We start from the raw sequence: 18,275 nt of genomic DNA, 5'->3' as shown, positions 1-18,275 counted from the left end.
CGAAGGCGGCGACGTAGGCGGCGGTCAGCGCGCTCGCGGCCGTACCCCCGGCGCGCTGCTGCCACTGCCGGGCCGCGGCCGTCCCCGCGGCGGCGAGGACGACCCCGCCCAGCGGGCGCTGCCGCGTCCAGCGGGCCACCCCGTACCCGCCGACGATCCCGCTCGCGGCCACCACTGAACTGGGAATCCTCGCCATGCTGCCCGCCTCCCGGTGCTCCCCCGAAGGGGTCGGTCTCACTGACCTCCGAGGTTACCGGTGCCCGTAGTTGAGTCGGCACTTGTCAAGTTTCCTCCTCCGAGCTATATAAGAAGTACGGGCATCGCAGAGATCGAACCCGAGGAAAGGAGTGACCGTGATGCTCATGCGCACCGACCCCTTCCGCGACCTCGACCGCCTCGCGCAGCAGTTCTTCGGGAACGGAGTGGCCGGCCGTGCAGCCGCCATGCCGATGGACGCGTACCGGGCGGGTGACGAGTTCCTCGTCCACTTCGACCTCCCCGGCATCGACCCCGAGACGGTCGAGCTGGACGTCGAGCGCAATGTCCTGAACGTGCGGGCCGAGCGCCGCTCCCCGGCCCCCGAGGACGCGCAGACCCTCGTGGCAGAGCGTCCCACCGGCACGTTCACCCGCCAGCTCTTCCTCGGCGACACCCTGGACACCGAGCGCATCGACGCGTCGTACGACGCCGGCGTCCTGACCCTGCGCATCCCGGTGGCCGAACAGGCCAAGCCGCGCCGCATCCAGATCAGCGGCGGCGGACGCAAGCAGATCGGCCGCTGACCGCGGTCCGAGCGCGTCCCGCGGAACGGCCGCCGCGGGACGCGGCCCCGCGCCCGCCGGTCTCCGGTAGCGGCGCCGCAGGCCTTCAGCAGGAGAGGAGTCCGAAGCAGCATGACGACGATGACCCCGAACAAGCCCGCGCTCTCGCACCGGGACCGGGTGATCCCGGCCCCGCACCCCGACCGTGCCGCCCGTACGCCGCGCCGCGGGGACGACGAACGCTGGCTGGAACTCGTCGAGGCCGTACGCGAGTCGGGCCAGTACGCGACGAGGGCGGAGGCGGAGAGCGTCACCCGTATCGTCCTGTCGGCCCTCGGCGGCCACGTCGTCGGCGACGAGCGGGTCGAACTGGCCCGCGCCCTGCCGGAGGAGGCCGCGCGCGTGGTCGCCTCCCAGATCCCGGCGACCCGCCCGCTGACGGCGGCGGAGTTCGTCGACTCGGTGGCCGCCCGCATCGAGGGCGCGACGTCGGCGACGGCCCGCTGGGACGTCAGCTCGGTCCTCAGCGTCCTGCCGGCGCTGGCCGGAGAGGACCTGATCACCCGCATCCTGGACCAGCTGCCCTCCGGCTACGCCCTCCTCTTCGGCCGGGCGGAACTCTCCCCGGCGGAGTGACGCCCGGGCGTCCGCCCGCGACCCCGCCGGCCGTGGGACCCCCTCCGGCCGCCGGACCCGCCTGCCCGCCGCCGTCCCGTCCGTACCCCCTCCGTGTACCTCTCCGTGCACCCCTCCGGGACGGGACGGCGGCGACGGCGGGACGGGATCCGGCGCGCCGCCGTACGGGGCCGGGTCGGGGCAGGGCCGGGGCCGGGGGCGAGGGCACTGCGGGGCCGGTCCGACGGCGCACGCGCGCGAAAACCGTTCGACGCCCCTCCCCGTGAAGGGACATGCTGCGGTGCGAGGAGCCCGGGACCGGAACGCCCGGGACCCCCGAGGGCTCCGAACCCGGAGCCCGGACCGCGCTGTCCGACCACCGGAGGACCGTTGCACCCCACCATCCGCCACATCACCTTCGACTGCACGGGTGACCCCTACGACCTCGCCCAGTTCTGGAGTGCCCTGCTGGGCAAGCCGGTGTCCGACGACGACAAGCCCGGTGACCCGGAGGCGCTGATCGAGGACCCCGCCGGCGGACCCGGCCTGCTGTTCGTCCGGGTCGAGGAGGGCAAGGCGGTCAAGAACCGCGTCCACTTCGACCTGAAGCCGGCCGGCCGCACCCGTGCCGAGGAAGTGGCCCGGGCGCTGTCCCTCGGCGCCCGCCAACTGGCCGACCACACCCGCCCGGACGGCAGGGGCTGGGTCACGATGGCCGACCCGGAGGGCAACGAATTCTGCGTGGAACGCGGCGACCTGGGCTGACCGCCCCGCTCTCCGGCCTCCCCGCCCGGGAACCACGCGTGCGAGCCCGCGCGTCCTGGTGATCGAGATCGGACAAGGGGCCGCGCATCGTGCAGGGAACGGACGGAACACCCGGGCGGGACCGGACCCTGCGGGCGATGTGGGACCGCGGACCGGCCCGGGCCGGGGGGCGGCTCCTCCGGGCACGCGGCCGGATCCTCGCGGCCCTCGCGGTCCTGACGGCAGGCCTCCTGACCTTCCACCGGGTGGTGCCCAACTCGGTGGGCCGCCTGGGGAGTCTGCTGGAGAGCTTCCTGCCCTGGCTCGGCCTGGCCGTGCCGCTGTTGCTCGTCCTGGCCCTGATCCGCCGCTCGGCCCTCGCCCTGGTGGCCCTCCTGCTCCCGGCGGCCGCCTGGACCCATCTCTTCGGCGGCCTGCTCCTGCCCGCCGGAAGCCCGGGGCCCCGCGATCTGACGGTCGTCCAGCACAACGTGAGCGACGAGAACCCCGACCCGGCGTCCACGGCCCGCGCCCTGGCCGCCGCCGAGCCGGACCTCATCGCCCTGCAGGAACTGCTCCCGGAAGCCGTCCCGGCCTACGAGAAGGCGCTGCGGGCGGACTACCCGCACCACGAGGTCAGGGGCACCGTCGGCCTCTGGTCGAAGCACCCCCTCACCGGCGCCCGCGCCCTCGACATCAAGCCCCGGGGCATCACCGAGCCGTGGAACCGCGGCCTGCGCGCCGAGGTCCGCACCCCGCACGGCCGCGTCGCCGCCTACGTCGTCCACCTGCCGTCGGTCCGCATCCGCCCGACCGGCCTCGCCTCCGCCTGGCGCGACGAGAGCGCCCGCCGCCTGGGCAGCGCCGTAGCCGCCGAGCCGGTACGGCACGTGATCCTCATGGGCGACCTCAACGCCACGGTCCACGACCGCGCCCTGACGCCCCTCACCTCCCGGCTCACCACCCCGCCCCGCGGCTTCGCCCTCTCCTTCCCGGCCGCCTTCCCCGTCGCCCGCATCGACCAGGTGATGGCCCGCTCGGCCACCGTCCACGCCATCCGCACCCTGCCCAGGACGAAAAGCGACCACGTGCCGGTGACGGCACGGATCACGCTGCGGTAGGGACAGGCGGCCTGTCGCATCGGCCGGCGTCAACCGCTCGCAGAGCCCGAAGGCCACTCCGAGGAACGCCGGTGGCCGGCCCGGCCGGATTCCACGAGGACCGCTGTCGCAGTGTCGGGAGCGCCAGGACAGCACCAGAAGACACGCCCCGCCGAGGCCCCGACCGTCATCGGATGCGCATGCCCTGGGCAGGGCGGAAAGGGCGTGCTGCCCATGATCTCCTGGCCGCTGTCCAGCACCGCATGAGCGAGTTGTCCGGCGAGCCCCACAAACCCTTGCTGGGCATTGACGAAGACGCGCACCACTTCACCACGGATGGAGAAGTCGACGGCCGCCTCCGCATAGTCGCGCTCCAAGGGCATGCCCAGCAGGGACGCTCCCTGCGCGCGCAGATCACTGTCGTCATGGGGCCGCACAGCGGTGACCCGAACGCCGACACCGCTCGGGCGGCTGAGCGATGCCGCCACGTGCGCCGCAGCGCCGCCCACCTGCGCCAAGAGATCACCGAACGACGACAAAGGTCCCGCCTGCGTCGAGTTCCGTTCCGTTCAGTTCCGTTCAGTTCAGCATGTTCCACACGACCGCCGAACGGGCCTCGGACACCAGCTCGTCGAAGCCCGACCCGCCGGCACCCCCTGCCGCGGGCGCGGCCGACCGCTGTGCGGGCTTCTCCGGTTCGATGACCCACAACGGGCGGCCGCCGGGCACGGCCGCGACTCCCTGGAACCGCAGATCACCGGCGATCCACAGCACCCCCCGCCCGTCGGTCATCCCGAGCCACACGCTGTGCGGGACCACCGCCACGAACGAGGCGGCGACGCTCTTGTCCGGGGCCAGCAGCACCACGCGCCGATGTACTGCCTTCCCCTCGATCTCCTCCAGACGGCACGGCCAGACCTGCCAGTGACTGGCCTCCAGGAGGTCCAGCAACTTCCGCGGGGCCTTCACACAGGCCGAGCGGTAGCCCGCCAGCAGGCCCAGCACCATCGCCGTCAGGGGTATGAGCACGATCACGGGATCTTCCCGGAAGATCGCGTAGAAGACACCGAGGAAGACGAGCGACCCCAAGGCCAACCACAGTACCCGGCGCTGCGCGCTCTTCCGGAACTCCTCCACCTGAGCCCGGACCCCCACCGTGTCCGCCGCGGGCCGCGGTGACACCTGGTACCCGTACTCCTCGGCCAGCATCCGTTCCCCCCGACGTCACCACCCGCGCGCCTCGCGGGCGGGGGCATCGTAGGACAGCAACTGGTGTGCGGCCAACGGTGGTTGCCAGAGTAGGCGCTACGGCGCGGCCACGGAGATCGCTCGCCTGGCCGACCGTACGAACGGAGCCCAGGCGGTGTGGCTCACCGCGATGGCTCCGATCTCCGGGTTCTTGGAGTCGCGGACACCGACCGCTGTGCGGGTGATCGCACATTCGAGGCATTCGCCGCCGGCGCCGTTGCTGTACGACGACCTGAACCAGGGGCCGTCGGGTCCGAGGGATGCCGTGGCGCTCACTTCGCGTACTCCTTCACTACGGATTCGACGAGTCGGGCGGAGCGCTGAGGACTGAGTGCCGCTGCGCGCAGTCCGTCGAACGCCCGCGTGTACTCCCGGACATGGTGCTCGCCCTCCAGGTAGACGGCATCCGTGATGCCGTCCCGGTACACCAGGTCCGGATCCTCCGGCGCCGGGAAGCCGAGCATGGTGAAGGAGCCCGTGACCGGATAGGTCCCCGAGTCGAACGGGAGAACCTGGAGAGTCACGCTCGGCAGCGCCATCGTGTCGAGCACTCGTTCCAACTGGTCCCGCATCAGCTCCCGGTCGCCGATGACGTTGCGCACGGCACCCTCGTTCACGACGAACCAGGTGTCGGGGGCGTCCTTCCGCGTCAGCATCTCCTGCCGCTCCAGGCGGACGCGGACGGCCCGGTCGATGTCCTCCGCGGACATGTGGGCGCCGGTCGTGTGCAGTTCGCGGGCATACGCCTCGGTCTGCATGAGGCCGGGCAGCAGCTCGCACTGGTACTGGCGGAGCGTCGAGGCGTCCTGTTCGAGGCCGATGTAGATGTTGAACCACTCGGGGACGCCCGCGCCGTGAACCTGCCACCAGCCGCGTGTCTTCGCCTCCCGGGCCAGTGACTTGAGGAACTCGCGCAACTCGTCGCTCGTGCCGTAGAACCGGCACAACGCGTCCACGTCGGAGGGCTGGACCCTGCCGCTGCCCGTCTCCATGCGGTTGACCTTGGAGCCGCTCCAGTCGAGCGCCTGCCCCACCTGGGCGCAGGTCAGGGCGCTCCCTTCCCGGAGCTTCTTCAGCTCGATCGACAGCCGCCGTCGACGCGCCGTCGGTGAACCCGCCATGTCTTCCCCTCAACCGCGTGGTGCGTAGCGAGAGTTCAGTCTCCTGCCAAGAGGGCCCGCCTGCCAATCACACAGAAGTGGGAATCCCTTCCTGCACATTGCACGGCGGGACGGGATCACCCCATTCTGGAGTCACGGAGCGACGGAGAGTGATCGACGGTCACGCTTCGGGAGCGCACCGCCAACGCACATGACGGGAGAGGTCACCGTGGGTCAGGGACACCGAGCTACGCGAAGGTCATGGGACCTGCGCTTCACCGCGCTCCCCGAGGAAGTCGCCCGCCTGCGCCGTGCCGTACGGGCCCACTTGGTGGCTTGGGGGCTCGACGAACTGGTCGACACAGCGCAGCTCTGCGTCAGCGAGCTGGTGTCCAACATCGTCACGCACGTCGGCACCGGTAGTCCCGGCTCGCTCGTACTGTCCGCGGAAGGCGGGCGACTGCGTGTCGAGGTGCACGACCCGGACACACGGGTCCTGCCCACCCTTGTGGACGCGGAGGTCGACGAGGAGGGCGGGCGGGGGATGGCGCTCGTCGACGCGCTGACCGACCGCTGGGGGGTGCAGCTGTACGACGACCACAAGGTCACGTGGTGCGAACTGGGCACCGGGCTCACATCAATGGCCGGCACCGCGGTGGACCCTTCGGCGACGCGGGCCGAGGCACTGCTGCACCTGTATGCCACGTTGAGACCACGGACCTGGAACCATGAACCCGGCTTCGGCAGGGTGGGTCGGGCGGTGGCGGAGGAGTCCGTGATCGACGTCATCACGGACTTTCTCCGCTGGGTCCGAGCCCACGGCTGCGACGTGGACGAGGTGCTCGACCGCGCGCAGAGCCGCTACGAGGCGACTCTGCCGGTCGGGCGAGGATGACGGACGATTCAGCCTGCCGCCACCTGCTGGAAGAAACCCGTGGAGGGCTCGTCCGGTGTGCCGACCAACAATGCGCGGTCCAACAGGATGTTGTTGTGCTCGCAGCTGGTCTCCGGGAGCATCACGCACGCGTGACAGGCGGCGAGATTGGTGCCGATCGACCCGGCTGCCTCGGCCTCCATGCAGAGCGGGTCGGAGGAGCACCACTCGGCTCGCCGGATCGCCGAATGCACCGTCCCGGCCAGAACCTCCGGTTCACCCTGGGCGACGAGGCCGCCGAGGCTCCCCGCGGAGTCGCTCGTCGCCGTGTAGATCAGTATTCCGGCCATGTCGTCCGCGGCGTACAGGCGTTCGCGCAACGAGGCGGACGGATAGCCGGCTTCCAGGCTCCACTCGTTGATGAGGACGTGGGCCAAGGTGTGCAACAGCACCATGCGGGGCGTGGCAGGGGAGGACACCGCCCGGCTCGGGTCGTCTGCTCGCTGTTCGAGCATCCGTTGGTGAGCGGTCCGCATGCGTTCGACCCGGGCCGCCACAGCCGGCGCCTTCTCCCATGCGTCCAGGCGATTCTCGTCCAGGCGCAGGAACACGCCTTCGCCTCGGACCTCCATGGCCGGCAGCCAGCGCAGTGGCTTCTCGGTGAGCGGCATCTCCTTCGGGTCGGTCGTCGACTCCGCGTCGACGAGACGGGTGAACGCCTTGAGGGCTCGCACCTCACGAAGCTTTTTCACCAGCATCGGGCCGGCGATCCCGAGCGGTTGGAGCACGGTCGGGTCACCGAGCGGGGTCTCGCAGACGAACTGCTCGTCACGGGACTGTTCGCTCTCGTCGTTGCCCGAACGCAGACGCTCGTACTCCTTGTTGCGGAGGGCGCGATAGCGGTGGTCGAAGGTGGGGGTCTTGTCGACCTCGGGGTCCTCCTCGCGCTCCGCGTCGAGCAGGGCCACGACCTCCTCCAGCGAAAGAGGACAGTTGCCCTGGAATGCTCCCTGGAGGTAGATCCGAATGTGCTCGGGGTCCGTGTACTGCCGCAGAGCCGGCCAGTGTTCCGCGAGCGGATCCGCTCGCCCGCTGCTCCACGGGGGGATGGAGAGCGCCGACTTCAGTACCGGCTGCCACACCGAGGAGGAACCACGCTGCAGGGTGCGCAGCGGGAGTCCGCACCCCGCCGGGTCCGTCGCGGAGGAGCCGAGCCACGGACGGGCACCTCGACAGGTGAGATGCAGGTCCTTCAGCGCGTTCCTGCGGAAGGAGCCCTCCATCGAGGCGTCAGGCACCTGACCGCAGGTGCAGGAGATGATGACCGATCGCAGAGACGAGGTACGTCCGGTCGTGCGCATCCTGAGTTTGCCGCCGCACCGGCCGATCCTCGCGGAATCGCGGTCGGTCGAGCGGTGCACCCACTGCCAGTAAGGGAACTCGTCGAGGTGCCCGGCTTCGCAGGCGACGACGAAACGGGAGGGGACCAGGTCCACCTCGCACGTCCCGCAGACGCTTCTGCCGGCCGGTGGGGCGAAGTCCCGATGGGGCTGCAGATCGTTGCATTCGGGACAGGAGTGCATCAGTGGGAAACGGCGGACCCGAAGGCCGTCCTTGCTGCTGTCGTCGGACGCCGGCGGAAGTCGGAAGAAGTCGACGTCGAGCAGCCGGGCCAGTCGCCGCTCATGAATGACGGGCGACTCGTCCTTGCGCCAGCTGCGATCGGCCTCGTCCAAGCCCGAGACGACGAAGGACTCGTGGTCGACGGCGATGAGCGACCCGACTCCGTACGTGTTGATCACCTGGGCCCGGCGGACCGTTCCACGGCGGGGGAGGTTGCGGGCCGGAACGGTGCCGTCCGTCGCACTCCGGCGGCGACGGCTCGGGGGCGGGGTCATCGGGTTCCCTCCATGAACAGGGCGGACTCGGCGTCGACGTCGCGCAGGCTCCACAGCGTGGGCCACGCCTGGTGCTCCTCGGCGTCGTCGTACGACTTCAGGAGCGAAGGGGCACGGTTGCCCGGCCTCGGTTCGAACAGCAGCACGTTGTGGGTGTCGGCCTCTTTGCACCACCGGTCGACGAACTCGTCGAAGCCCTTTTCCACGGCCGCGACCTCCGACGGGGTGACCGCCTGGACGCGCTTCAGGAGCAGGGATTTGATCCGGCCGCGAATGATGTGCTCGTAGGAATCGACCCTCCCGGCACCCTCGTTCGGACGTGCCTCCAGGATCAGGATGCGAGCCAGGGCGACGATCACCGCGTGCAGTCCGCGTTCGCGCGCTCGGGCGGAGAACGGCGTGACGGAGGTGGACTCGACCTCTCGATAGAGGGCCGAGTGGTAGTGCTGGAAGGTTTCGTAGTGGGAACGGTCGCGCGCACGGGCCGAGTTGAGCATGACCGCCACCAGTCCGGGGTGGGCACGACCCACTCGGCTCGTGGCCTGGATGTATTCGGCGGTCGTCTGGGGTTGACCCATCACGGCCATCAGCCCGAGTCGGTCGACGTCCACACCGACCGCGATCATGTTGGTGGCCAGCAGGACGTCCACCGTGTCCTCGTCCGGGAGCCTCTTCTCGATGCCCTTCAGCCGCGTGGGAATCTCGCTGGCGTCGATCCGGCTGGTCAGCTCCGAGTAGTTGGCCACCTGACGCACGGCCACGCCCTCGCGTGCGCCGAGCAACTCCAGATAGGCCACCACGTCGTCATGGACCTGCAGCTCGGCCGCGGAGAGCAGCCGCAGGCTGTTGAAGTACCCGATGAGGCTCCAGTAGGCGTCACGCACCTTGTCGTCGGTGTCCGCGTGCATGGCCCGGTGCAGCAACGTGGCGTACGTACGGATCAGAAGCGTGGACTGACTGGTGCCGGGGGCCAGGAGACCGACGTAGCGACGACTCGCCTTCTCCTCGCGAGGAGTCTCCACCGCGAACCACGAGTCACGGGAGTCCAGGCCAGCCGGCGGGAACTGCCGTACCGCGCGAGCGAAGAGGTGGCGGCCCTGATCGGCGGCGCGGCGGATGGTCGCCGTGGAGGCGATCACCTTCGGCCGGTCGGCCAGCGCGTCGACGGCGGTCTCGTAGAGGCCGGTGAGCGTGCCCAGAGGGCCCGAGATCAGGTGGAGCTCGTCCTGGACGATGAGTTCCGGGGGAGGCGTGTCGTCGTCCGGGTCGTCGCGGTTGAAGAGCGCGGAGGTCGCAGGGCGCCACGGCATCGAGGCGAACTTGTCGACGGTGGCGATCACCAACGTCGGGCGCGCGTCGTACACCGCCTCGTCGATCAGGTGGACGGGGAGTCCGTCGGCGAAGTCGCAATCCGCGCCGGGGCAGCGGATGAACATCCTTTTGGCGTCCTCGTCGACCTCGTAGTCCCGGGCGTCGAGCCTGGTCCCGCACCACGGGCAGGCGTGCAACTGGACGGGATTCTCGGTGGCGAGACGCTTGTCGAGGTCGGCGCGCAGATCGTCCAGCCGGGCAGCCGCCTCGGCCAGCGTGTTGGGCGTGGCCGAGCGTCCCACCCACATGCCGACGGAGAACGGCTCGTCGCCCAGTTCGGGCGTGTGCCTCCTCGTGTGCTCCATGGCACAGAGCAGGATGGCCGCACGTTCGAACTGCTGCAGAGTGAGCAGCCGCAGCGTGTAGCGCATGAGCACCGTGACGCCACCGCCGCTCGCCCCCTTGCGGATACGCCGCAGGAAGGACGTCAGGGCGATCAGACCGAGATAGGCCTCGGTCTTGCCACCACCGGTCGGGAACCACAGGAGATCGGAGATGCCCCGGTCGTCGTGCTCGGGGTCGTCGATACCGGCCAGGCAGAGCAGCAGGAAGGCGATCTGGAAGGGGCGCCAACGGCCTGCGGACGGGTCGGGGCTGCCGATGCGCCCGTCCTTCACCCAGGCGCTGCGCGCACGCTGGTCGGCCATGGCACGGTTGGCGAGTCGGAACGCTCGCATCAGGTCGGGCTTGGTCCGCAGCAGCTCGATGCCTTCGCGGATCCGGCCGAGGGCTTCGCGGCAGGCCTCCACCTGGTCCTGGGCGGGCCGCTCGTAAGGGCCACCCGTCAAGGAGCGGGCCTCGGCCGACTTACGGGCGATCCAGTCCTCGTATCCCGTCGCCAGCGCTTGAAGTGCGGCCAGAACCTCGGCGTCGGGTTTCTCCGCCAGCCCCAGCATCGACAACGAGGAGCTGTCGATCTCCGGATTGGAGTCGGTCAGCAGCACCTCGACGCTCGGTACGAACTCGCTGCGCACCTCCGGCACTGCGGCCAGGCTGCTGTCGACCACGCCGATCGGTGCCGGTACCCAGTCCCAGGCCGCGGCGCAGCCGTGACCGACGGCGAAGGTCGGCGCATGGCGGTGCAGCAACCGACTGGTGGCGATCTCGGGATCGTGCGAGGTCGCTCCGGAGCGATCGACGAAGGCGCTGGAGCCGTCACCGGCCCACACCACCAGACCGCACTGGAAGAGGGCGAAGGCGTCCTGGAGGTCCCGCTCACCGACCTTCTGTCTGTTGATCAGGGTGACCGTGACGGTCACTGTGCCGGTGCCCTGATCGGGCCGTCTGACGATGACGTGCAGGGCGACCTTGTCCGGCACGAGGTCGATCACCTCGCCCGGAGTGGGGGCGGTCACGTCGATGGTCTGCTCGGGCAACTGCAGTTCCTTGCGCCTCCACCGTTCCCGCTGTTCCGCGACGGTCCGTGCCTCGGCGCGGCGCGCCGGGACCGGGTTGCCGTCCGCGTCGGTGGGTTCGTAGACGGCCGCGCGCGCCGAGACCACGATCGTGTCGCTTATGGCCGGGTCGACCGCGAAGGTCAGCCCCATGGAGGACGGACGCTTGTCGCCCGAGACAGCCGTTTCCTGTGCGCCACCGGAGTCCTCGGCATCCTCCCGGGCGAGAACGGGTGCGGCGTCCAACCCGTCCTGCTCGGCTGCGTTCTCGGCCCTTCGCTCCCTCGAGGCACGTGGGTACAGCACGCCGGTCAGGTAACGGTCGATCGGCGCGTCGTCGGTGAGAACCTCGGTCCGGTCCTCCGCAGCCGCGTCCTCGGTGGGGCCGAACAGTTCCCTGCGCAGTCCCGCGAGAAGTTCCTCGTCCCGCACCCGATAGTGCTCGGAGTGCCGATCCGCTCCGTGCGTCATGCGCCCTGCTCCTTACTGCCGTCAGTCCGTCGGAACATGCCGATGCCGGTGATCCGAGGCACGATCCAGACGCCTCGGTCGCCGAGGTTCGCGTTGACACCGGCCGCGACGCTGCCCGTCACCGTCTCCAAGGTGTCGATCCGCAGACCGTGGACCTCGTCGGGCCACCACGGGTCCCACGTCCGGCTCACCTTCTGCACGCGGAACAGGTCCTCCCGGAACCGCTCCGACGCCTCGCCGATCTCGCGCCCCCGGTGGAGCAACGCGTACGGGGGGCTCTGCGATTCGCCCGCCGGCAGATCGTGGCGCTTGCGCAGCAGCACCTCCTGGCCGGGGCCCACCTCCCGCAGCAGGTAGGACTGCGTCCCCACGGCGTCAGCGGTGGGTCCGGGCGGCTGGTCCCGGCAGACGTCATCGGCCTCCGCCACCACGCCGAGTCTGTCGTACGACCGCCACCCGCCGACGAACCGCCGACCGTTCTTGCGGTTCCCCGCCCTCTTGATGATCGGCAACTCCGGGGAGTCGACGTGATAGAGGTCCTGTCGGGCGCGGGTCATCGCCACGTACAGGGCGCGAGCCTCCGCCGGGAGATCCGCCTCGGTGCCGTACCGCTTGTGCAGTTCCGCGACGGTCGGCGGAACCAGGACGATCACGCGGTCGAACTCCAGCCCCTTGGCCCGGTGCACGGTGGAGACGACGATCCGCGCCGTCTCCGGGTCGGCCGCGTCGTCGGGGAAGCGGCCGTCGGCGACCAGACGGCGCAGCCGGTCCAGATCGAGCGCGGTCCGCCCGGGTGAGCGGGTCGCGCGTCGCAGGACCGTCCACAGGGCGCCCGCGTTCGGCTCGTAAGGCAACGGGATCTGGTCCAGCAAAGATCGGAACCGCTCCTCGGACAGTCCGGTCGCCTCGGTACGACGCAGCAGCTCCGCCACCCAGTAGGGTACCGGCCGCTGCTCGAGGGGACGACGCAACCGGTGCTCGATGCCGTGCTCATGGAGCAGCCGGGAGACCACCAGCGCCTGCCGGTTGTCGCGGGTGAGGACGGCGCAGGTGTCGTCGAGGTCCCGCAGACCCTGCAGCGTGTACTCGTCGGCGAGAGCGCCCAGCGAGTTCACCGGGTCCAGGAGGAGGTCGCGCAGTTCCTCGTAGAGCGTGGCGGCCTCGTCCACGTCCCGAACCTGCTGGAGCCGAGGGCCGTGCGACAGCGCGACCCGTGCCTCCGGGGTGACGGCCCGGAAGTTCTCGGTGAGACGCAGCTCCACGAGGTCGTCGGAGTACGAGCGGCGCAGCCACTCGAAGAACCGGCCGGTCTCGTCATTGCGCTCGGCCGGGTCCTCGATCTGGAAGCCGTACACGGACTGGGCGACGTCACCGACCACGGTGAAACCGCAGCTGTCCTGGTAGCGGTCGAGCAGGGCTTCCACCAGCTCCCGGCGGTCACCCAGCAGGTCCTGCACCTCGTCGACCACCACGTGGGAGGGCGGGACCGAGTCACCGGCCTCCAGCGCACCCTCCTCGACGGCTTCGGCCGCTGCCCTGATCCGCTCGTCGAAGGGGGTGGTGGCCCAGTCCCGGTCCGGGCGTCCTTGGACGAGCACCCCGTACGCCCAGGCGTCGAAGGTCTGGGCGCGCACCCGGCGGGCCCGGTCCCCGTGACGGGTGATGCGCTCGCGCAGCTCACGCGCCGCCGCTCGGGAGAAGGTGAGCACCAGGATGTCGCCGGCATCCAACGCCTCCTCCGGGTCGTCGTGCCCGCACAGGGCGTCGAGCCGCCGCACCAGTGTGTGGGTCTTCCCCGCGCCGGCTCCGGCGGTGATCAGCACCCGGGCGTCCCAGGGCTGCTCGACGACGGCCTGCTGCTCGGCGGTGAGCGGAGGGCTGTCGAGGTAGACGTCCGTCACTTACCGCTCCAGAGGTGCTCGAACTGGGTGAAGGCCAGCTTGGTGTCGAAGTTCGCGATGTTGTCGTCGACGTTGAGGATCAGGCAGGTGTCCTTGCCACCGTTCTTCGGGCCACGCAGTCCTCGACCGATCATCTGCTGGTACACGTTGGTGCTGTAGACCGGTCGTGCCACGACGACGACGCGGGTGGCCGGGGCGTCGAAGCCCTGGGTGAGCACACCGTAGTTGGTGAGCACGCGGATGCGGCCGTTCCTGAAGTTCTCGATCCGTGCCCGACGGTCCTGGGTACTGGTCGTGGAGTCCACGGCCGCGGACGGGACGCCCTGGTCGTTGAGCATGGCGGCCAGGTACTTCGCGTGGTCGACCGAGGTGGCGAAGAGCAGCGTCGGCCAGTCCGACGGCAGCGCGGCGACGGACTCCACGATGCGCTGACTGCGTGCGTGGTCGTCGGCGAGCCGCTGCTCGGCTGCACGAGAGAGCATCGCCATCCGCTCGGCGTGGGTCTTCTCGGCCTGGTCGAGGGTGATCCGACCTCCCTCGAGGGTGCGGTGCTCGACCTGGGCGAGCATGCCCCACTTCTGCAGGTCGCGATACGGATCGCCGGACGGGAACACGCCCTCGTCGAGTCGGCGGTTGCCGAAACGGCTGATCAGTCGGCGGGTCTCGTCCTCGTTGGTGTTGCGGAACGGCGTGGCGGTCAGACCGAGCAGATGACGGTGCGTCTCGTACTGGGTCAGGCCCAGGAGGCCGAGGATCTCCGTGTAGCGCTTGGAGATGGCGGTGTGCGCCTCGTCCACGATCACGAGCGCGGGCTGACGCAGCCACGCGTACTGGTCGGTGTCCAGGCAGCGTTCCAGTTTCGCGTCCGTCGCGACCACCAGGTGCGGGTGCTCGACGACGTTGCCGACCTCGTTGCTGCTCCACAACCGGCTGATCGTCAGCGGGCGCTCGGCGCCGACCTTGCTCCAGACGAACTTCCAACTCTGCACGGCCTGTTCGCACAGTTCCTCGGTCTGCGCGATCCACAGCAGCGGACCCTGGAGGTCACCGACCCGCTTCACCCAACGGATCACGGCCTCGGCGGTGACGCGCGTCTTGCCGGCGCCCGTGGGCAGGGACAGCATGCCGCGCTGCGGGGCGAGCCTGTCGAGCAGGGTGGAGATGTTCCGGACCAGGTCCTCCTGGTAGGTGTGGAGCGCCGGGAAGTCCCGAGGGCCCTCGATCGTCTCGGAGGAGGGCGGTGAGGGAGTCCGAGAACCGGCGAACGTCACCGGCAGGCGCAGGTCGGAGACGAACGTGATGGCGGACGACGAGCCTCCGTATCCCACCGGTGCGTTGGGGAAGCGCGCCTGGATGTCCCGGGTGTGTTGCTGGAGCACCCCGTCGCCGTGCGCGTTGAAAGCCATCTGGGCGATGCGGCGCCCGGACGGCTCCGCGCCGCCGGTCGCCTGCAGTTCGGCGTCCATCAGCCCTTCCGGCAGGCCGGCCCGGAGCGCGTCCGCACCGATCAGCAGCTCGAGCTTGGTCACGACGTCCTCGGCGTCGCGAACGGCCTTCTGTGCCGCCTTCAGGGCGCTGTCCTTGGCCATGCGGTCCTGATGTTCCAGCACCGCGCGGCAGCCGGCCGCGCCCAGGCCGAGGCCGAGCTCGCGGTCGATCAGCCGCAGCATGGACTCGGGCTCACGCGGTACGCGAATCTTGACCGTGCTGTTCTGGCGCACGGCGTCCAGGGGAGAGGCGTGCGTGCCGTTGGGAGTGCGCGTGACCTCCTCCAGCTCGGTGCACCGCTGCACCATGCTGTTCCGGTTGGCGCTGCTCAGTCGCTGCCGCAACGCGGGGAACAGCTCGACGAGGGGAACCGGGTCGCCCTCGGGCACCTCGCGGGTCTCCCGACTGATCACGTCGGAGTAGCGGAGCATGCCCCACTGCTCGACCATCAGCTCCGCGTCCTCGGCGGTCGACACGAGCAGGGCGGGGAGCTGCTCGGCGCGCAGAGCCCGGTACTCGGCGGCACCGACGGCGAGGGTGATCTGGTCGTCCGGGCGGGTGTCCCAGGTGTCACCGATCCGGCAGCGGGTGAGGGAGTCCTCGGGGAACGCCGCCCCGAACCGGGTCAGCATCACATAGGTGGTGCCAACGAAGGCGTCGTCCTCGCTGCGGGACACCTCGGCCAGGAGCGCGTCCCAGCGGTCGGCGGGGACCTCGTCGACGGTGATCGGCAGTCGCAGCTTGCGGGCCTTCTCGGGGGAGATGTCGGCGACCGGCAGCACGTCGCGGTAGGCGGCGAGCTGGGGGCCGACGGCCTCCGTCAGCGGCTTGATCCCCTGGGAGGTGGTGACCCTGCCGTACTTGCGCAGCATCCATCGGATCGGGGACGTCACCGCCTGCCGAGTACTTGTCTGGGCGCCGAACTGACGCGTCCAGTTGTCCACCACGGCGTCGTCGGGCAGTGCCTTCAGGAAGGCGGCACGGGATTCCTCGGACAGGTCGCGGAAGAGGTGGAGCGGGCCACCGATCGCGGCACCCTCGACCTTCATCCTGTTCAGCCCGGGGCGCGGGGCACGGCTGTCCAGGGAGCGGAGGTAGGAAGCGTGGACGGCTGCCCGGTACTCCTCGAACCAGGCCTCGTCGGCCTGCGGCTGCGCACCGCCGGCCGGTCGCTCCCGCAGACCGATCGAGGAGAAGAAGGGCACGTCGTCGGAGTGGAACGTCATGTCGACGGCGATGCTCGGATCGCGCTCGGCGTCGACGACGACACCGGGCAGCATGCAGTCCGCGACCGGCCGGAAGCGCTTGTCGGCGGTCCGTACCCGGAGCGTCGTGCGCGGATCGGGCACGCGTTCCAGGACCTTGTGGGCCAGCCGACGGATGCCGGCCTGACGGAACAGCTCCCAGAAACGCTCCCAGTCGGACTCCCCGTAGTGGGCGAAACCCTGGTCGAGGACACTGGCGAAACGTCCTTCCACGTCGGCCTCGCGGATGCCGAGGACATTGAGCGCGTGCGCCAGCGACGGGTCCTGGGCGAGCTCGTCCACGACGTACACCGTGGACTCCCGCAGCCCGTCCTGGTGCTCGGCCCGGCGGAACACCTTGCCGTGGACCGGGGGGACCAACCCGTGCTCCTCGGTCAGCACGATGTGGGCCTTGCGGGCCTCGTCGGCGAAGGGGGAGCCTTCCTCGATCATGTCGGCAAGGATGCGGACGGCCACCGCCGACGCCTCGGCGGTGCCCTTCGCGACGAGAGCCTCCAACCATTCGCGGCAGTCGGCCCGTTCGTGGCCGGCGGCGGCGAGAATGTGCTCGACCTTGCCCGAGCGCAGGGCATCGGCCTCCACACTCGGGTGCAGCCAGTCCGAGGGGCGTCCGGGGCACTCGTGCCACATCCGCAGCCACCGCGTCAGCTGCTTCACGTCCTTGCCCAGCCGCGGGTGGATGCGCAGGTGCCCGGGGACGCGCAGGACGCCGTCCTGGTCGGGCAGTGAAGGGCTCGTGGCGGTGCGAGCCCAGATCTCCCGGGTCAGGAACTCGTCGGCCCAGCTGATCGATTCCTTGACACGGCCGGGCAGCAGGGGGAGATGAGCGGCCGGGTCCTCGGCCGGGGCGAGTGAGGGGAGGGAGTCGACGACCAGCTTCGCCGACACCCTGATCATTTCCTGGTTGAACGGGGAGGAGTCGAGCAGGTTCTGCCGGTCCTCGTTGGTTTTCCACGCCCCGTTGAGGATGCCGCTGAGCGACATCTCGTACTTGGTGGGGAAGAAGGACCAGAACTTGCCGCGACCACGTGAGCGGCGGCTGACGTACAGGCCGCTCTCCGCCTCCCGTTCCAGCGCGGGGACGGCCCAGGACAGGTCGAGTGCGACCCGGTCGTGCAGCTCTCCGGCGTCCGCGCGGGCCGCGGTTCCCGGCTCGTGCGTGGTGGTGAACACGCGCCACCGCTCCGAGGAGAGAGCTTTCCCCGTCCGCTCCTCGGTCACGGTGTGCAGGTCACCGGCCTGCTGGGACGTGAGAATCCGACGCGCCATGGGCCTGGGACGGTGATCCTCCAGCACGACCTTGGCGACGTGCGGCGAGAAGAGCTGGAATCCGATCGGGAACTCCTCACGGGGCTCGCCGTGGTCCTTGCCGCGGTTGCCGTGCATGTCCTTGCCCAGCCGGTCGTCGGCCTTCGGGAGCAGCGGGAGCCGGACGACCGTGGTCGCCCAGGTCAACAACGTGTCCAGCACGGCGTCGGAGGCGCGCTCGGCCTGCATGTCGAGCGGGCGGGCCATCCGCAGGACGGGGGCGTCGAACTCCGGGCCGTACCGCTCCGTCACACCGGGCACGGCCTTGATCTGCTCGTAGGACCAGGCGCGGTCGAATCCGAAACTCCCTGTACGGCTGAAGAATTCCGGAGCGTCGGTCACCACGAGAACCGACTTCACGCCGACCCCGAACCGCCCGATCTGTCCACCACGCTTCTTCGACATGCTCATTCGAAGGATGGTCTCCGCCCCTTCCGGGGTGACCGGGTTTCCCTCGTTGGCGCAGTACAGGTGGGTCTCCGTGAGGACCACATGGACGCGTCCGCCGGGTTCTCCCGCGATTTCGTCGGCCGCGTTCTGGACGAGTTCGAAAAGCTGACGGTCACCGTATCCGCCCTGCGTGATACGACGCTCGCCATTGGCGTGTTCGGCCACAAGGCCAGGATCCACCGCATACGTCTGCAGAACACGGGACGACTGCTCGAGAACAGTTTCGATTACCGCTGAGGGCGAGGACGGCACGGTTGCGACACTCCTGATGTCAGAGGTGGTGAGAA

The 18,275-nt window shown here is 70.0% G+C and carries 15 protein-coding genes; 6 read left to right on the top strand and 9 right to left on the bottom strand.

Annotated features, from left to right (window positions below; translation table 11 throughout):
- Nucleotides 1–196 (bottom strand): hypothetical protein (locus tag G3I53_RS20085; RefSeq protein ID WP_164438615.1); only part of this gene is annotated, 196 nt, incomplete at its 3' end.
- Between the two features lie 160 nt (nucleotides 197–356).
- Here G3I53_RS20085 and G3I53_RS20080 point away from each other — a divergent pair.
- The 4 genes from G3I53_RS20080 to G3I53_RS20065 all read left to right on the top strand — a co-directional run bounded on the left by G3I53_RS20080 (nucleotide 357) and on the right by G3I53_RS20065 (nucleotide 3,241).
- Nucleotides 357–782 carry an Hsp20/alpha crystallin family protein gene (locus tag G3I53_RS20080; RefSeq protein WP_203592242.1) on the top strand — a complete coding sequence of 142 codons (426 nt, stop codon included), beginning with the start codon at nucleotides 357–359 and terminating at the stop codon, nucleotides 780–782.
- 111 nt (nucleotides 783–893) lie between these two features.
- Entirely contained in the window at nucleotides 894–1,397 is a 504-nt protein-coding gene (locus G3I53_RS20075) for a DUF2267 domain-containing protein (protein WP_164336807.1), read from the top strand.
- Between the two features lie 369 nt (nucleotides 1,398–1,766).
- The gene (locus tag G3I53_RS20070) at nucleotides 1,767–2,141 is read left to right on the top strand and encodes a VOC family protein (RefSeq protein ID WP_164336806.1); all 375 of its coding nucleotides are present in this window, start codon (nucleotides 1,767–1,769) and stop codon (nucleotides 2,139–2,141) included.
- A 194-nt stretch (nucleotides 2,142–2,335) separates the two neighbouring features.
- Complete coding sequence (locus G3I53_RS20065) at nucleotides 2,336–3,241, top strand: endonuclease/exonuclease/phosphatase family protein (RefSeq protein ID WP_343240653.1); 906 nt, start codon at nucleotides 2,336–2,338, stop codon at nucleotides 3,239–3,241.
- A 29-nt stretch (nucleotides 3,242–3,270) separates the two neighbouring features.
- Here G3I53_RS20065 and G3I53_RS20060 read toward each other — a convergent pair whose 3' ends face one another.
- The 4 genes from G3I53_RS20060 to G3I53_RS20045 form a co-directional block, all read right to left on the bottom strand.
- On the bottom strand, nucleotides 3,271–3,738 hold the full coding sequence (locus G3I53_RS20060) for a hypothetical protein (protein ID WP_164336805.1): 468 nt from the start codon (nucleotides 3,736–3,738) through the stop codon (nucleotides 3,271–3,273).
- Between the two features lie 61 nt (nucleotides 3,739–3,799).
- Entirely contained in the window at nucleotides 3,800–4,309 is a 510-nt protein-coding gene (locus G3I53_RS20055) for a hypothetical protein (RefSeq protein ID WP_164336804.1), read from the bottom strand.
- Nucleotides 4,310–4,525: 216 nt separating this feature from the next.
- On the bottom strand, nucleotides 4,526–4,744 hold the full coding sequence (locus tag G3I53_RS20050; protein ID WP_164336803.1) for a DUF397 domain-containing protein: 219 nt from the start codon (nucleotides 4,742–4,744) through the stop codon (nucleotides 4,526–4,528).
- The gene (locus G3I53_RS20045) at nucleotides 4,741–5,589 is read right to left on the bottom strand and encodes a helix-turn-helix transcriptional regulator (RefSeq protein WP_164336802.1); all 849 of its coding nucleotides are present in this window, start codon (nucleotides 5,587–5,589) and stop codon (nucleotides 4,741–4,743) included. Before G3I53_RS20045 ends, G3I53_RS20050 begins: the two co-directional genes overlap by 4 nt.
- A gap of 208 nt (nucleotides 5,590–5,797) precedes the next feature.
- On the opposite strand from G3I53_RS20045, the gene G3I53_RS20040 reads away from it, so the two are divergent.
- Nucleotides 5,798–6,463 (top strand): ATP-binding protein, encoded by a 666-nt coding sequence (locus tag G3I53_RS20040; RefSeq protein ID WP_343240652.1) that lies wholly within the window; start codon nucleotides 5,798–5,800, stop codon nucleotides 6,461–6,463.
- Between the two features lie 8 nt (nucleotides 6,464–6,471).
- On the opposite strand, the gene G3I53_RS20035 is transcribed toward G3I53_RS20040, so the two are convergent.
- The 4 genes from G3I53_RS20035 to G3I53_RS20020 are packed head-to-tail and all read right to left on the bottom strand — an operon-like array spanning nucleotide 6,472 to nucleotide 17,943.
- Nucleotides 6,472–8,340, bottom strand: a complete 1,869-nt coding sequence (locus tag G3I53_RS20035; protein ID WP_164336800.1) for a DUF1998 domain-containing protein — start codon at nucleotides 8,338–8,340, stop codon at nucleotides 6,472–6,474.
- Entirely contained in the window at nucleotides 8,337–11,576 is a 3,240-nt protein-coding gene (locus G3I53_RS20030; protein WP_164336799.1) for a helicase-related protein, read from the bottom strand. Before G3I53_RS20030 ends, G3I53_RS20035 begins: the two co-directional genes overlap by 4 nt.
- The gene (locus G3I53_RS20025) at nucleotides 11,573–13,477 is read right to left on the bottom strand and encodes a UvrD-helicase domain-containing protein (protein WP_164336798.1); all 1,905 of its coding nucleotides are present in this window, start codon (nucleotides 13,475–13,477) and stop codon (nucleotides 11,573–11,575) included. Before G3I53_RS20025 ends, G3I53_RS20030 begins: the two co-directional genes overlap by 4 nt.
- On the bottom strand, nucleotides 13,474–17,943 hold the full coding sequence (locus G3I53_RS20020; protein ID WP_203592247.1) for a DEAD/DEAH box helicase family protein: 4,470 nt from the start codon (nucleotides 17,941–17,943) through the stop codon (nucleotides 13,474–13,476). The genes G3I53_RS20025 and G3I53_RS20020 overlap by 4 nt, the downstream gene beginning before the upstream one ends.
- An 87-nt stretch (nucleotides 17,944–18,030) precedes the next feature.
- Between G3I53_RS20020 and G3I53_RS33380 the strand changes: the two genes are divergently transcribed.
- Nucleotides 18,031–18,225 carry a hypothetical protein gene (locus G3I53_RS33380; protein WP_203592241.1) on the top strand — a complete coding sequence of 65 codons (195 nt, stop codon included), beginning with the start codon at nucleotides 18,031–18,033 and terminating at the stop codon, nucleotides 18,223–18,225.
- Nucleotides 18,226–18,275: the final 50 nt, after the last annotated feature.

Source organism: Streptomyces sp. SID14436 (assembly GCF_010548465.1).
GTDB lineage: Bacteria > Actinomycetota > Actinomycetes > Streptomycetales > Streptomycetaceae > Streptomyces.
The sequence above is the reverse complement of the archived record's forward strand: the minus strand, read 5'-3'. Positions and strand labels throughout refer to the sequence as shown.